Source organism: Bradyrhizobium sp. ORS 285, assembly GCF_900176205.1.
In the GTDB taxonomy this organism is placed as follows: Bacteria; Pseudomonadota; Alphaproteobacteria; order Rhizobiales; family Xanthobacteraceae; genus Bradyrhizobium.
The window spans coordinates 3,138,513-3,152,867 of the sequence record NZ_LT859959.1 but is presented as its reverse complement, the minus strand read 5'-3'; the positions used below and the strand labels follow the sequence as shown (position 1 = coordinate 3,152,867).

General features: G+C 65.5%; 12 protein-coding genes and 1 pseudogene. 7 read left to right on the top strand and 6 right to left on the bottom strand.

What is annotated here, in order from left to right; genetic code table 11:
- Positions 1-856: 856 nt before the first annotated feature.
- Positions 857-1,945, top strand: a complete 1,089-nt coding sequence (locus tag BRAD285_RS14180) for a phosphatase PAP2 family protein (RefSeq protein ID WP_006610491.1) — start codon at positions 857-859, stop codon at positions 1,943-1,945.
- 57 nt (positions 1,946-2,002) lie between these two features.
- Here BRAD285_RS14180 and BRAD285_RS14175 read toward each other — a convergent pair whose 3' ends face one another.
- Genes BRAD285_RS14175 through BRAD285_RS14160 form a run of 4 tightly spaced genes read right to left on the bottom strand, consistent with a single transcriptional unit; the run spans position 2,003 to position 6,816 of the window.
- On the bottom strand, positions 2,003-3,460 hold the full coding sequence (locus BRAD285_RS14175) for an aldehyde dehydrogenase family protein (RefSeq protein WP_006610492.1): 1,458 nt from the start codon (positions 3,458-3,460) through the stop codon (positions 2,003-2,005).
- Positions 3,457-4,734 (bottom strand): FAD-binding oxidoreductase, encoded by a 1,278-nt coding sequence (locus BRAD285_RS14170; protein WP_006610493.1) that lies wholly within the window; start codon positions 4,732-4,734, stop codon positions 3,457-3,459. Before BRAD285_RS14170 ends, BRAD285_RS14175 begins: the two co-directional genes overlap by 4 nt.
- 50 nt (positions 4,735-4,784) lie before the next feature.
- A complete protein-coding gene (locus tag BRAD285_RS14165; RefSeq protein ID WP_006610494.1) occupies positions 4,785-5,936 on the bottom strand; it encodes a DSD1 family PLP-dependent enzyme in 1,152 nt (383 codons plus the stop codon).
- A 10-nt stretch (positions 5,937-5,946) separates the two neighbouring features.
- Complete coding sequence (locus BRAD285_RS14160) at positions 5,947-6,816, bottom strand: GNAT family N-acetyltransferase (RefSeq protein WP_006610495.1); 870 nt, start codon at positions 6,814-6,816, stop codon at positions 5,947-5,949.
- Positions 6,817-7,114: 298 nt separating this feature from the next.
- On the opposite strand from BRAD285_RS14160, the gene BRAD285_RS14155 reads away from it, so the two are divergent.
- From BRAD285_RS14155 to BRAD285_RS14125, 6 genes and pseudogenes are all read left to right on the top strand, one after another.
- On the top strand, positions 7,115-8,050 hold the full coding sequence (locus BRAD285_RS14155) for a glyoxylate/hydroxypyruvate reductase A (RefSeq protein WP_006610496.1): 936 nt from the start codon (positions 7,115-7,117) through the stop codon (positions 8,048-8,050).
- Positions 8,051-8,077: 27 nt separating this feature from the next.
- Complete coding sequence (locus BRAD285_RS14150) at positions 8,078-8,434, top strand: cupin domain-containing protein (protein WP_006610497.1); 357 nt, start codon at positions 8,078-8,080, stop codon at positions 8,432-8,434.
- Positions 8,435-8,580: 146 nt separating this feature from the next.
- Positions 8,581-8,745, top strand: a pseudogene (locus tag BRAD285_RS36305) (tartrate dehydrogenase); the annotation flags it as partial.
- Between the two features lie 14 nt (positions 8,746-8,759).
- Positions 8,760-10,223, top strand: coding sequence for an NAD-dependent succinate-semialdehyde dehydrogenase (locus tag BRAD285_RS14140; RefSeq protein WP_006610498.1), 1,464 nt, complete (start codon positions 8,760-8,762; stop codon positions 10,221-10,223).
- Positions 10,224-10,958: 735 nt separating this feature from the next.
- Positions 10,959-13,058 (top strand): protein-disulfide reductase DsbD, encoded by a 2,100-nt coding sequence (locus BRAD285_RS14130; protein WP_006610500.1) that lies wholly within the window; start codon positions 10,959-10,961, stop codon positions 13,056-13,058.
- Positions 13,055-13,678, top strand: coding sequence for a DsbA family protein (locus BRAD285_RS14125; RefSeq protein WP_006610501.1), 624 nt, complete (start codon positions 13,055-13,057; stop codon positions 13,676-13,678). The genes BRAD285_RS14130 and BRAD285_RS14125 overlap by 4 nt, the downstream gene beginning before the upstream one ends.
- 57 nt (positions 13,679-13,735) lie before the next feature.
- Here BRAD285_RS14125 and BRAD285_RS14120 read toward each other — a convergent pair whose 3' ends face one another.
- Both BRAD285_RS14120 and BRAD285_RS36520 read right to left on the bottom strand, forming a co-directional pair.
- Positions 13,736-14,077, bottom strand: a complete 342-nt coding sequence (locus BRAD285_RS14120; RefSeq protein ID WP_006610502.1) for a rhodanese-like domain-containing protein — start codon at positions 14,075-14,077, stop codon at positions 13,736-13,738.
- A gap of 91 nt (positions 14,078-14,168) precedes the next feature.
- Entirely contained in the window at positions 14,169-14,291 is a 123-nt protein-coding gene (locus BRAD285_RS36520; protein WP_006610503.1) for a hypothetical protein, read from the bottom strand.
- Positions 14,292-14,355 lie beyond the last annotated feature (64 nt).

The window sequence follows — 14,355 nt, the reverse complement described above, 5'->3', positions numbered from 1 at the left end:
CTTTCTACACCCGCGCCAGACTTCGGACCACGACGAGCCATCGGACCATTCGGGACGCACCAGAGGCAGCTTGGACTGGCCATTCGAGTTTGCCTGACGGCAGGCGCCTTCAGCTGCAGTCGCAATGTCGGGCCGTCGAGCGTCGCTCCCCGTGCCCCGCACCCATTGCTCAGAACCACTTCCGGTTGCGCCCCTTCGATACGCGCGGAAACAGCCTCGCCGGAGACGTTTCGATTGCCTTCTTTGACGTCTCGGATTGATGCGGACAAGCGACGAACCGGAACGACCACGACGCGGCCAGGCATCTACCGATCGATCGCAGCCCCAATTGCCGAGCACGCGTGCACAATAGAGATGCAACTATTCCGCGATTTGCCGCCAACGGCATAATGACCCTTGACCGGCACGGTTCCCGCGATTGTAACCGGGCTCGGTACGCCGAGCGACGTTGCCGGATCACTCTGTTCCGGCAGGTGATCTATAATGTCGTTCCATCCTGGCCGAAATGCCCCAACGGGCAGCAATCCCCCTTTCGCGGCCTCGACATGGTGGCCGCACGCGCCATCGTCGGGCGATGCCGACAATGATGGCAGTTCGCCCATGACTCACAGCGGCAAGCGCTCACTCTGTTCCCCTACCCGACGCGCGACGCTCCCACCTAGCTTGACCGTTGGCCTCGAACTCCGCGCAATCTCGAGACCGCTTTCCGCGCCATTCCGAGTCATATTCGATTAATCATCCTCGCACGGTATCACTGTATCATACTCGTTGAGGTTGATTTTGCGATCGCAGCCGGCGTAACAAAACACCGACGGGAAACATTTCGAAATTCTTGGACATGTGAGAGCGGACGACAATGTCGGACACCGCATACGGCCGGCTGTTGCCTTATTCCGACCGCCTCAGGTCGATCCTCACCAGAGTTGGTCGTCATCATGCACACGATAGCGTAGAAGCCAGGGCCGCCTGGAGCGTGTTTCGCTTGAATTGGCTGATCCTGGCGGGCCTCTGGGCGATGTTGGCGTTGGGCCTGGCGCTGACAGATTTCCGAGCTCGGCCGGTCGGCTACCTCATCGTGCTGTCGGTCACGATGTTCTATGGTTATGTCGGCTATTCGAATGCGCGCTCAGGCGCGCGTTCCAAGCCGTGGCTGTTCTCGTTTCTCACGGGATTGGCGCAGATCATTTTGGCGCTCAGCGGGCTTGCGTCTCTCGCCCATGTCGTCACCGCCGCCAACCTGCCACTTCAGGACGCAAACTTGCTCGCATTCGACGAAGGCTTGGGCTTTGATTTCAGAGCTTACCTCACCTTCGTCAACATGCGCCCGTGGCTGATCACCATCCTCAGCCTTGCCTATCGCTCGATCGCGTGGTCGGCGGTGGTGGTCGTCGTCGCCCTTCCTCTCCTCGGCCATTGTCGCAGGTTCGCCGAATTCAATCTCGCCATGAGCCTCACGGCTATCCTGACTTGCGGCCTGACCATGGTCGTTCCGGCAATCGGCGTCTATCACGCCTTGGGACTGACGCCGTCCGACTACGCGAATCTCGTTCCGGAAGCCTATTATGACACGGCGCGGCAGATGCCTCTGGTTCGCGAGGGGACGTTGCGCCTCCTGGATATCAACCAGCTCGTCGGCATCGTGACCTTCCCGAGCTTCCACGCGGCAGCTGCCGTCCTCTATGGATGGGCACTCTGGTCCTTCCGTTGGCTGCGCCCATTCAACATCCTGATCAACGGAACGATGCTGCTTTCGACGCCGATCGGCGGCGGACACTTTCTCGCTGACATGATCGCAGGCGCCGCGATCGCCATCGGATCAATCCTGGTCGCACGAGGGGTTGCCACGCGTGTGGCTGCACGTGGCGCGCTGAGCTTGGACACGCGCCACCCACGGCAGCGCTTCGCCGCCGAGCACGATGAGTGCTATGCTTTGGGTCGCAACTGATCGCAGTTCGATCAAACCGAGCTCATCGCAGCAACATCCGCCGTCCTGCATCGGCGATCATCGATAGAAGCCGAGCACGGCTTTGGTCTCGAGATATTCTTCGATGCCCTCGGGGCCGTATTCCCGGCCATTGCCGGAGCGCTTGTAGCCGCCGAACGGTGCGTTGGGGTCCCAGTCGGGATAATCGAGATGCACCTGGCCGGACCGGATCTGCGCGGCGACCATCTGCATCGTCCGCCGATCCTTGCCTTGAACGTGAGCTCCGAGACCGTAGACGGAGTCGTTCGCAATATCGACCGCCTCCTCCACCGTGTCATAGGGAATGATCGACAGCACCGGGCCGAAGATCTCCTCCTGCGCAATCCTCATGTTGCGATGGACACTCGAGAACACCGTCGGTCGCGCATAGAGCCCAACTGAGAGGCCGTCGGGCCGCCCCGGCCCACCGATGATAAGCTTGGCGCCTTCCTCCAGGCCGACGCCAATCATGGTCTGGATGCGATCGAACTGCGGTCGGTTGGCGATCGGGCCATGGGTCGTGCTGTCCGCTAGGGGATCGCCGACCACCAGCTCGGACGCGGCGGCCACCGCCAGCCTTTCGACCTCTTCCAGTTGTGAGCGCAAGACGATCATGCGCGTCGGCGCGCTACAGGATTGGCCGAGGTTGCGGAAGGCGGCGCCCACTCCGAGCGAAACAGCCCGGCGCAGATCGGCATCCGGCAAGATGATGTTGGGCGACTTGCCGCCAAGCTCCTGAGCCACGCGCTTCACGGTGGGCGCGGCCGCCTGAGCGACGAGAATCCCCGCCCGGGTCGAGCCGGTGATCGAGATCATGTCGACCTCGGGGTGCGCGGCCAGCGCGGCGCCCACGGTCGGACCTGTCCCCTGGACAAGGTTGAAGACGCCGGGCGGTACGCCGGCATCGTCCATCACCTCGGCGAACAGCAAGGCGCTCAGCGGCGACAATTCGCTCGGCTTCAACACCATCGTGCAGCCGGCGGCGAGCGCCGGAGCGACCTTTGCCGTGGTCTGATAGAGCGGCCAATTCCACGGCGTGATGAGCGCGCAGACGCCGATCGCCTCGCGCATGATCGCGGTGCTGCCGCGTGCGGCGATGAAGGGAAAGCTCGCGAGATTGTCACGTGCGGCCCGGACATGTTCGGCGGCCAGCGGAACCTGCGCTTGACGCGCGTAGGTGATCGCAGCCCCCATCTCGCACGTCAGGGCCTGCGCAAACAGCTCCTGGCGTTCGAGGATCAAGGCGTGGATGCGATCAAGAACTGCGGCGCGCTCCTCGGGGCGCGTGCGCGCCCAGCCGGGAAAGGCGCGCCGCGCGGCGCTCACGGCGTAGTCGGCATCGGCCTCGCTGCCCAACGGCAGAGCGGCGACCACCTCTTCGGTCGCGGGGTTGACGATAGGAGCATGCTCCCTGCCGTCCGGCTTGCACCAGCCGCCGTCGATGAAGAAGGTGCCGAGATGGCCCGCCTCGGTCAGATGCCGGATGGGGTTGCTCATCGGAAGCGATCCTTGATCCGGTAGTAGGCGCCGACGAGGGGCAGGAACCAGGGCTTGCCGAAATGGCCGGGAATGGCCGGCCAGGCGAAGTCCTTCCAGGGATTCAATGCGGCCTGCCCTTCCATAACCTCGGCCATGATCGTCCCCATCAGCGTTGACATCTGCGTGCCGTGGCCGCTGTAGCCGATGGAGTAGTAGACGCCGTTGCGCTCGCCGGCGCGCGGCAGGCGGTCGCGCGTCATGTCGACCATGCCGCCCCAGCAATAGTCAATCCGTGCGTTGCGCAGCTCGGGATAGACATCGTGAAGCGCGGCGCGCAGGATCTCGCCGCTCTTCGCGTCCGAGGCGGGATTGGACACCGCGAAGCGCGCCCGGCCGCCGAACAGCAGGCGATTGTCGGGCGTCGTGCGGAAGTAGTTGACGAGATTCTTGGTGTCGACCGCATTGCGCCGGCGCGGAGTCAGCCTGTCGAGGACGTCCACGGGCAACGGCTCGGTGACGATCAGGAAGGCGCCGACCGGCACGACGCGGCGACGGATCCAGCCGAGCGGACCAACCTGCGAGATCCCGCTGGCGAGGAGAACCTGCTTGGCCGTAAAACGGCCTTTCGGGGTATCAACAAGGTGGCCGCCGCCGGGTGCGGCTGTCAGGCCGGTCATGGGCGTGCGCTCATGGATGGCGACGCCGCGGCGCGCGGCAGCTTCCGCGAGGCCTCGGACGAAGCGGCCGACATGCATGGCCGCGCTCTTGCGGTAGACGAGGCCGCCGTAATAGCGCTCCGACCCGATCTCCGATGCGAGATCCTCGCGGCGAACCATGTGGGTGTCGGGATCGACGTGCGCGGCGAGCAATTCCTGGCCGCGCGCCAGCTTGTCGTAATGCTCCGGCTTGGCGGCGAGCTTGATCTTGCCGACGCGGGCGAAGCTGCAATCGATACCCTCCTCGGCGACCAGACGCTCGACCATGTCCACACCGGCGTCGAAGGCGCGGTAGAGCCTGTTGGCGGTCTCGCGTCCGAGCTTGTCGGACATCACGCCATAGTCCTGGGCGAAGCCGTTGTTGCACATCGCGCCGTTGCGGCCCGAGGCGGCATGGCCGATCGTCTCGGCCTCGAGCATGATGACACGTGCGCCCTTCTTGGCGAGCGCCAGCGCCGCCGAGGAGCCCGTGAGGCCACCGCCGATCACCGCGACATCATACGTCCCTTCGATCGGACCTTTGGCACCGCCCCAAAACGGTTCGGATGTGTCGAGCCAGTAGGATGTGAGCTTCATCTGTCACCGGGCGAAGGAGGAAGGGAGAGGACGTGCTCTGCCCCAAGCAACTACCAACCGCGGATGCGCGGCCACTGGGCTTCGATCACGGCGCTCTGGCCGGCGACGACATGGTAGCGCTCGTGCTGTGAGGCCGTCGCGCAGGCATGATTGGGAAGGATGCGCACCTTGCTGCCGACAGGCAGGTCCGGCAGCGGTTCGGAGGAGCCGGAGCGGATCGCGAGGGTCCCGTGCTCCTGGCTGGCATAGGCTACGATCAGATCGGGATAGATCCGGCCCTCGAGATCGCAGACCAGGCCATAGCCCTGGTCGACCCGCTGGCTCGACGTGCCGCGATCGCGCGAGAGCGCCATCCAGCCCGCGTCGATCATGATCCATCTCTTCTCAGGCTTGGCGCCGATGACGGTGGACAGAACCGAGAGGGCGATATCGTCGGTCGAGCAGACGCCGACGCCATGCATCACCAGGTCGAAGAACATGTAGACGCCCGCTCGCACTTCGGTCACGCCGTCGAGCCCTGCAGCGCAATGAGCCGTCGGCGTCGAGCCGACGCTGACGACGGGACATTGATGCCCGGCCGCGCGCAGCCGCTCGGCTGCCTTCACGGCAACGGCCCGTTCATTCTCCGCGGCGGACACGAGCGCCTCGGGGGTGTGAAGCGCATAGGATTCGCCGGCATGAGTCAGCACGCCCGCAAGCAACACGCCGCCGTCCGTCAGCGCCGCCGCGACGTCGAGCAGCGCGGGGTCGTCGACCCGCAGCCCGCCACGATGGCCGTCACAGTCGATCTCGATGAAAGCAGCCGGCGTCACGCCCACCGCCCGTCCCGCCTCGGCGAGGAACGCGGCCTGCTCCACCGTGTCCAGCAGCACCTTGATATCCACGCCCGCCTTGCGCAGGCTCATGGCCCGGCTGGCGGTGTGAGGCGCGATGCCGACCGCATAGGTCATGTCGCGAGAGCCGTGACCCGCGAAGTAGTCCGCCTCCGCCAAGGTGGAGACCGTGATGGGTCCTGGCCCATTCGGGAAGGCGCGCCGGGCGACGTCGATCGACTTGGCCGTTTTCATATGCGGACGCAGCGTGACGCCGAGATCCGTCATGCGGGCGGCGAGACGCGCGAGGTTGCGGTCCAGCCGGGTCCGATCGAGAATGGCGGCCGGAGTGGCCAAGTCATCGAGGCTCGCGGCCGCGGGGTCCAGCATGCCGGTTCTCCTAGTTCAGCGACTGGTTCGAGAGGGCGAAGACACAAGACGGTCCGCTCGGCGGCATCGTGCCTCGGACCATGGTGAGCGCATCACTGACCTGCGGCAAGCCGATCGTCTCGAGCCAGGGAGACAGGCCGCTATCAGCCGCCGTATCGATCCGCACAAACCGGTCCTCCAGCCGCGACAGCGCCGCCTTGATCAGAAGACGTGCCTCGTCGACTGTCGGTGCAATGACAGGGCCGACGACGTGCCCGCGGCCGAACAGGCGCGAGATGACATAGCCTGCGACGTCGCCGTTCCGCAGCAGGACCTGTGCGTCACCGACCTCGAGCAAGCGCTCGAGCAGCGGACGCCGCTGGAAGCCCGTCGCCTCGGCGTCGAGGCGCGCAACGGCCTCGACGTCGGACGATGCCAGCGGGCGCACGACATCGAGCGGTGGCGCCTCAAAGCGGCCGACGGGATTGCCCTGGTGCTGGTGGATCGTGCCGGCCGGCTGGAAGCCGCGCCGCGTATAGAGAAGCTGGCCCTCCGGAGTGGAGTTCAGCAGAACGGTCCGCGGCCCAGCTGCCGCCAACAGCGCATCCATGAGCCTGGCGCCATAGCCGCGCCCCTGGGCCGCGCCGGAGACGATGATCATGCCCATGGTGGCGCAGTCCTCGCCATAGGGAAACCAGGCGGCGCTGGCGATCACCTCGCCGTCGCGCTCCAGAACGAACCCGTGCCCGAGCTGCAGGGCGAATGCCCAGTCTTCGATCCGATAGGGCCAGCGCAAGTCCTGGGACAATTTCAGTGCGCCGGGGAGGTGATGAGCGGAGAACGGGACGAGGGAGACGTCATCCGCCGCGGCCCCTCGATCCCGGATGTCTGCGGTTTTCATGCTGCCTTCAGATATCTCAATGAGGTCTCATACCAACTCACATCGCGCCCGCGCCGTCCCCTCGGCCTGATGGTAATGGACGTGCGTCGATCCGCATCCAAGATCGAACGGACGATGCTTCACTGCGCGTAAGGTGATCCGAGAACGGCAGAAGGTTCGACTGCAGAACGGACCGTTTTCGATATTATCTTCCGAAATCCCTCGGTTTACGGCGCGAACAGCCAGGCCGTTTCTCTACCTTGAGCGCCATTCCAAACCGGGGCGCGATGATCCTCCCCCGCGGTGAGAGTCTCTGCGCATGAACGGTCGGCCGATCTTCCTATTCAACTCGACCGCCCAGCGCGCGGCCGTATTCCGCGAAGCCTTCGCACGGGATCTCCCGGACATCATCTTCGCGGACGATGCAGCAACGGTCGATCCCGACGACGTACGCTACCTCATCACCTGGAAGATTCCGGCGGATCTCGATCGCTACCGGCAATTGGAGGTCGTCTTCTCCATCGGCGCGGGCGTCGATCAGTTCGACAATGCGGGCCTTGCGGCCGGCATCTCCGTGGTGCGCATGGTCGAGGAAGGCATCATCAGCATGATGCAGGAATATGTCGCGCTATCCGTGCTGGCGCTGCATCGCGACTGGCCGGCCTATGCCGCGCAGCAGAGCCAGGGGGTCTGGCGCGCATTGCCGGCGCGCCAGGCGAGCGAGCGGCGTGTCGGCTTCCTGGGCCTCGGCATCCTGGCGCAGGCTGCGATCGAACGCCTCAAGCCTTTCGGCTTTGCCTTGGCTGGCTGGAGCCGCTCGCCCCGAGCGATCGAGGGTGTCGAATCCTTTCACGGCGCGGCGCAATTGCCGGGCTTTCTTGCCCGGACGAACATCCTCGTGTGCCTTCTGCCGCTGACGAACGAGACGCGCGGCTTTCTCAATGCCGAGCTCTTCGCTTGCCTGCCTCAAGGGGCGGCCCTGGTGCAGGTGGGACGCGGTCCGCAGCTCGATACGCCCGCGCTGCTCGCAGCGCTCGATACAGGACACCTCTCAGCCGCCGTGCTCGACGTCACCGATCCCGAACCGCTGCCCTCCGATCATACGCTCTGGCGCCATCCCAAGGTGACGATCACGCCGCATGTCGCGAGCGTCACCCAGCCTCATACGGCCGCGCGGGCCGTGATCGACAACATCCGCCGTCATCAAGCCGGCCAGCCCATGATCGGCCTGGTCGACCGCGCGCGCGGTTACTGACACCCTCCCCCGCACCTGGAGTCCTGCATGTCGCTTCTCATCCCGATCGATACCAATCCGACGTTCACGCCCAAAGACGCTCTCCCCCTGCCCGAGCGACTGATCTCCGGCTCGCCCAAGTTCAAGACCTGGGCTCAAGACGACTCGCGCGGCGAGATGATCAAGACCGGGGTCTGGGAAGCGACGCCGGGCGAGACGCACTCGATCAAAGGCACGACGTTCGAGTTCTGCCATATCCTGTCGGGACTGATCGAGATCAAGGAGACGGGCGGCGAGACCTTCACCTTCCGCGCCGGCGACAGCTTCGTGATGAAGCCGGGCTTCGTCGGCATCTGGCGCACGATCGAGACCGTCCGCAAGATCTACGTCTGCGTCTACGAGTGACCGATACCAGCGGAGCGGCAGTGTCCGCTTCGCCGGCCCGTGCACGCATCGAGCGAGAAATTCCCTGAGAAAGCCCATGAAGTCCTACGCCATCGCGCTCGTCCCCGGCGACGGCATCGGCCCGGCCGTCATCGACGCAGCCTGGAGCGTGCTACAGCGCGCGGAGTCTGCTGGAGCACCTCGGCGAACGAGAGGCCGCCGCCGACGTGATGCGGGCGACCGAGGCCACCACGGCTCGTGGCATCGGCGCACAACCCGGCCAGGACAAGACGGATGCCATCGCCAACGCCGTTCTGACGTATCTCGGTTAGCAAGGAATCGAACCATGCGGTTGAATGACACCGGCCTGCTGCGCTTCCAGGGCCTGATCGACGGGCGTTGGCAGGACGCAGCCTCGGGGGCGAGCTTGGAGGTGCAGGATCCCGCCACGCAGGCTGCGGTCGGGACCGTGCCCGACATGGGCGAGGCCGAGACGCGCGCCGCCATCGACGCCGCCGGGCGCGCCTTCGCACCCTGGAAATGGAAGACCCATGCCGAGCGCGCCGCGCTCCTCGAGGCTTGGCACGCGCTGATGCTTCAGCACGAGGAAGACCTGGCGCGCATCCTTACCGCCGAGCAGGGAAAGCCGCTGGCGGAGGCGCGGGCCGAGATCCGCTACGGCGCCAGCTTCGTGAAATGGTTCGCCGAGGAGGCGCGACGCATCGGCGGCACGACGATCCCCTCGCCCACGCCCGATCGCCGCATCATCGTGCTGAAGGAGGCCGTCGGAGTCTGCGGCATCATCACGCCCTGGAATTTTCCGAACGCGATGATCACCCGCAAAATCGCGCCCGCGCTCGCGGCAGGCTGCACCGTGGTGATCAAGCCGTCGGAGTTCACTCCTTACTCAGCTCTCGCCCTGGGCGTGCTCGCCGAACGTGCCGGCATTCCGGCCGGTGTCGTCAACATCGTGACGGGGATGCCGACGGACATCGGCAAGGCACTCCTGGCGAGCGAAATGGTGCGCAAGATCTCCTTCACGGGATCGACGCGAATCGGCGCGCTGCTGATGCGTGGCGCTGCCGACAGCATCAAGCGGCTGAGCCTCGAGCTCGGCGGCAACGCGCCCTTCATCGTGTTCGACGATGCCGACCTCGACCTTGCGGTGGAAGGGGTCGTCGCCTCGAAATTCCGCAACGGCGGCCAGACCTGCGTATGCGCCAATCGCATTCTCGTGCAGGCAGGTGTGTACGACGCCTTCGCCGAACGGCTCGCGAGCCGTGTGAGGGCCATGAAGGTCGGCCCCGGCACCGAGGAGGGCGTCGCCATCGGCCCGATGATCAATCGCGCGGCCATCGCGAAGATCGAGCGTCACGTCACTGACGCCAAGGCAAAGGGCGGCCGCATCCTGGCGGAAGGCGCCGAGATCCCGCCCGGCGCTCAATATGCCCGCCCTGTCGTGATCGGAGAGGCAACCACCGACATGCTGCTTGCGTCCGAGGAGACGTTCGGACCCGTCGCCCCCCTCTTCCGCTTCCAGACAGAGAGCGAGGCGATCGCGATCGCCAATGGCACCCCCTTCGGCCTCGCCGCCTATTTCTACACCGAGGGACTCTCGCGCGCCTGGCGCGTCGGCGAGGCGCTCGAATTCGGAATGGTGGGCCTCAATACGGGAGCCATCTCCACCGAGGTCGCTCCCTTCGGCGGCGTCAAGCAGTCGGGTGTCGGGCGCGAGGGGTCCTATCTGGGCATCGAAGAATATCTCGAAGTGAAGACGTTCCACATCGCAGGCATCAGGCCGAGCGCCTGAGGCAGCGATCATCAGCGGATCATCCGAACGGTTCTTTGCATCGCGTGATGATCATCGTCGAACTCCTCGAAGCCCCTCAGGCGTATGCTGCGCCTGAGATGCACCCGCAGGGATTGCCGCGTCACGAAGATGTCAGTTGTCAGGAGCGGGTCGTCTGCGCGACCAGTCCCTCCTGGAGACGATGATCCAAGATGAGGCGCCCTGGTCTTAAGATGCCCGTGACGACACGCCGCCTGGTTGCGGCGCTGATCGCGCTGGCCATGAGCCTGGTTCCTCTGCTCGGAGCGTTCGATGCCGTCGCAGCGGCTGACACCGGCGTCCGCGCACAACAATGGTCGCCGACTAAGGCACCGGCGCCAAAGCCCTGCAGGAAAGCAGTCCTCCCCGGCACCATCAACATCTGTCCGTTCGCAGCGGCGAGTCTCAGCGCCCTGCCGGTGGATGACGGTGCAACAACACAGCCAATGGCCGTCTCGCGGACGCTGTCGTGGCATCCCCAGGACGATGCGCTGACAACGCAATGTCACGCGTCCTCACCCTACCGTCCTCCCTGTCGCCGATCCTGACCATCCTCTCGTCCTGTCGCGCGCGGCCGTAACGCCGCGGCGTCGGCGAACGAACATCCATGATCGATCGCGTTGAAAGCGGATCGGCTCAAGTGCCGTTGTCGGGCACCTAGCGCCGGTAGCGCAGCGCGACCGCCAGCGACATGCGCGACCGCGCAGGGAGATCAACATGTCCATCCGTCATCTTGGGAGCCTCGGCCTGTTGCTGGGGGTGCTTCATCTTGCAACGATAGCTTCTGCCGTCGGCGCGTCGCGGCCCCAGCCAAACCTGGACACGCGCCTGCTGGTCGGCGACGTCGCGCGAGCAGACAGCGGCGCCGCGACAGCATGGGCGGGGCTGGATGTCAGGCTCGGCGCCGGCTGGCACACCTATTGGCGCTCCCCCGGCGATGCCGGCGCGCCGCCCGAATTCGACTGGAGCGGGTCACGCAATGTCGCCGAAGTGACCGTCGAATGGCCGGCGCCACGGCGCTTCAGCGAGCAGGACATCGATACGTTCGGCTATGACGAGCATGTGATGTTTCCGTTGCGCGTGCAGCTTCGGGATCGAGCGGCGCCCGCACATCTCACGCTGAAGGCCGTCCTGTTCGTCTGTTCGATCATCTGCACGCAGCAGGAGACCCAGCTCGAAGCCGACATTCCGGCCATGTCGCGTCAGCCGAACGACCAGGCACTGATCGACGAATGGCGGCAGAGCGTGCCCCGTGCGACTGCGGTTGGGCTCTCCATCTCTGCGCTTCGCATCGACCGCCAGCCGAAGCCGGAATTGCGGCTCGAGGCCCGGGCAACGCCGCCGCTGCGCGCGCCCGACGTTTTCATCGACGGCAGTGACGCCGTGTCCGGCGGTCGTGCCCAGGTGAGCAGGATATCGGATGGCGAAGTCACAATCTCCGTGCCGTTGCAAGGTTTGGATCAGGCCGGCCCGCGCCAACGGTTGCGAGTGACGCTCGTCGATGGCGACCGGTCGATCGAAGCCACGCTCCCGGTCGATGCTGATGTTGTCGCCAGACCAGGAGCGGCAGCATCGCGCACCGGGGCGGCATCGATCTGGACCATCCTCGCGGTCGCGCTGCTCGGCGGCTTCATCCTCAACTTCATGCCCTGCGTATTTCCGGTGCTGTCGCTGAAGCTCGTCTCTTTGATCGAGCACGATCCGGCCCACGCACCCTCACCGCGTCCGGCCTTTCTCGCGACGGCCGCAGGCATCGTCGCCTCGTTCGTGACACTTGCCATCGTCCTCTCCGCCCTGAAGGCGGCGGGCGCGCAGGTCGGCTGGGGCCTGCAGTTTCAGCAGCCCGCTTTCCTCATCCCCATGATCCTCGTTCTCGCCGCGTTCGGCGCCAACCTCCTCGGTCTGTTCGAGATCAAGCTGCCCTGGTGGATCGCCGGCCGCCTCAGTGGCGCGACCGGCCGGCGGACGGTCGCGGGCCACACCATCAACGGTTTCGTCATGACGTTGCTGGCAACGCCCTGCTCGGCGCCTTTCGTCGGCACTGCCGTCGCGTTTGCCCTGTCGCAGGCTGCGCCGCAGATCCTGCTGGTGTTCGCGACTCTCGGCATTGGAATGGCGGCGCCCTATCTGTTGCTGGCAGCGGCACCACGTCTTGCCAGACTCTTCCCGCGGCCGGGGCGCTGGATGCTGAAGCTGCGCGCGGTGGCGGCGCTTGCGATGATCGCAACCGCGCTGTGGCTGCTGACCGTGCTCGCGGACATCAGCGGCACCGTAACGGCCACCGTGCTCGCCGCCGCGCTGCTCGTGACCGGGCTCATCCTGGCCGCGCTGCGTTTTCCGTTGCGGCGAGCGCTCGCTGGCGCCGGTCTCGCCGTCCCGATCGGGCTGGCGCTGATCGCCGCAACGCATGTGACGCAGCCGCCTGGCGTGAGCCAAAGCACCGCAATCGACTGGCAGCCATTGGTGCCCGCCGACATCGCGGCCGAGGTCCGCAGCGGCCATACCGTGTTTGTCGATATCGGCGCCAGCTGGTGCGTCACCTGCAAGGTCAACGAGACGTTCGTGATCGACAGTGCGGCCGTGCGCAGCCGCCTCGCCTCGGATGTCATCGCGGTCAGGGCGGACTGGACCTCACCCAGCGATGCCATCGCGAGCTATCTCCGATCCTTCGATCGCTACGGCCTGCCGTTCAACGTCGTGTTCGGACCAGGCGCGCCCAGCGGCATCGTGCTGCCCGAGCTCCTGACCCCTCAGATCGTGCTCGACGCGATCAATACTGCATCCACCATCCCCCAACCGGAGAACGACAAGTCATGACAAGAAAGACCTTTGCTGCATCGCTTGCCACGCTGCTGCTGCTCGCAGCCGCCCTGCTGCCGCTCCAGGCCCGCGCCGAGGACGACGACGGCGACATCCTGAGCGAGGCACGCATCCTGCGCGATCCCGCCATTCCCGTTCTCGGCAATGCCGATGGCGACATCACGATCGTCGAGTATTTCGACTATCAATGTCCATATTGCCGCAAGATCAGCCCGGAGCTCGCCAAGGTGGTGCGCGACGACGGTCACGTCCGCCTCGTCTTCAAGGACTGGCCGATCTTCGGCGGCCCTTCGATCTATGCCTCGCGCCTCACGCTGGCCGCGAAATACCAGGACAAGTTCGCCGAGGCCCACGAGGCGCTGATCTCGCTCAACGAGAAGCTGTCCGAAGCCAAGGTCGACGCCGCGCTCTCCGCCGCCGGGATCGACCTCGCGCGCGCCAAGGCCGATCTCACCGCCAAGCAGGACGAGATCAACGCCCTCCTTGCCCGCAATCACGAGCAGGCCGTGGGCCTCGGCTTCCAGGGCACGCCGGCCTTCATCATCGGCCGTTTCCGCGTCCCCGGTGCGCCGAACGCCCAGGCATTCAAGCAGGCGATCGCGGATGCGCGGAAGTGACGACTATTATCGAAAGATATGTCGGTGGTTCGGTTCAGCCGCAATCCGACCGGCCGCCTAGGCGACCGGACCGCCGCGCGCGCGCCAGCCATTCATGCCGCCCGCATAGTGGCGGATGTCCTGCCGTCCCGCCGCCAGCGCCCGGCGCAATGCGGTGGCCGAGCGACCGCCGGCCTGGCAAATCAGGATCACCGGCTTGTCGCGCACGAGGCGCTCCGGATCGAAACGCGAGAGTGGATGGTTGATAGCGCCTGGGATATGACCGCCCTTGAACTCGTGGGGCTCGCGGACGTCGACGATGACGCAGCTGCGCTGTTGATGCGCCTTGACCAGCTCGTCATGCGCAATCGCCGGGACGCTGGTCGACCCCGTCAGTCTTTTGAACAATCCTGCTAGCATTGGAAGAACCTTTCGACTGCTGACGATGAACCGGTCGGGCAAAGGCCGCCTCACCACGCGCCCGCTTCGCCTCGGTTTCGGACGCTTCGACCTAGAAGAAGAAGCCTGCGCCGATCACAAGCGCGGCGAACCAGACCGCATCCGGAAGGCCGGTGACGTCGGGCAGCCGTACCTTGCGGAGCGCCGCGCAGACGTTGAGAATGTGGGCTTTCACCCAATCGAAGCTCAGCGCATAGAGGATCGCGCCGACGATCGACGTCGGTGATCATCGTCATGAC

What these genes read in the sequence shown, in the direction of transcription:
- BRAD285_RS14180 (WP_006610491.1), top strand. Translation starts at nt 857, where the DNA reads ATGTCGGACACCGCATACGGCCGGCTGTTGCCTTATTCCGACCGCCTC.
- BRAD285_RS14175 (WP_006610492.1), bottom strand. Translation starts at nt 3,460, where the DNA reads ATGAGCAACCCCATCCGGCATCTGACCGAGGCGGGCCATCTCGGCACC.
- BRAD285_RS14170 (WP_006610493.1), bottom strand. Translation starts at nt 4,734, where the DNA reads ATGAAGCTCACATCCTACTGGCTCGACACATCCGAACCGTTTTGGGGC.
- BRAD285_RS14165 (WP_006610494.1), bottom strand. Translation starts at nt 5,936, where the DNA reads ATGCTGGACCCCGCGGCCGCGAGCCTCGATGACTTGGCCACTCCGGCC.
- BRAD285_RS14160 (WP_006610495.1), bottom strand. Translation starts at nt 6,816, where the DNA reads ATGAAAACCGCAGACATCCGGGATCGAGGGGCCGCGGCGGATGACGTC.
- BRAD285_RS14155 (WP_006610496.1), top strand. Translation starts at nt 7,115, where the DNA reads ATGAACGGTCGGCCGATCTTCCTATTCAACTCGACCGCCCAGCGCGCG.
- BRAD285_RS14150 (WP_006610497.1), top strand. Translation starts at nt 8,078, where the DNA reads ATGTCGCTTCTCATCCCGATCGATACCAATCCGACGTTCACGCCCAAA.
- BRAD285_RS14140 (WP_006610498.1), top strand. Translation starts at nt 8,760, where the DNA reads ATGCGGTTGAATGACACCGGCCTGCTGCGCTTCCAGGGCCTGATCGAC.
- BRAD285_RS14130 (WP_006610500.1), top strand. Translation starts at nt 10,959, where the DNA reads ATGTCCATCCGTCATCTTGGGAGCCTCGGCCTGTTGCTGGGGGTGCTT.
- BRAD285_RS14125 (WP_006610501.1), top strand. Translation starts at nt 13,055, where the DNA reads ATGACAAGAAAGACCTTTGCTGCATCGCTTGCCACGCTGCTGCTGCTC.
- BRAD285_RS14120 (WP_006610502.1), bottom strand. Translation starts at nt 14,077, where the DNA reads ATGCTAGCAGGATTGTTCAAAAGACTGACGGGGTCGACCAGCGTCCCG.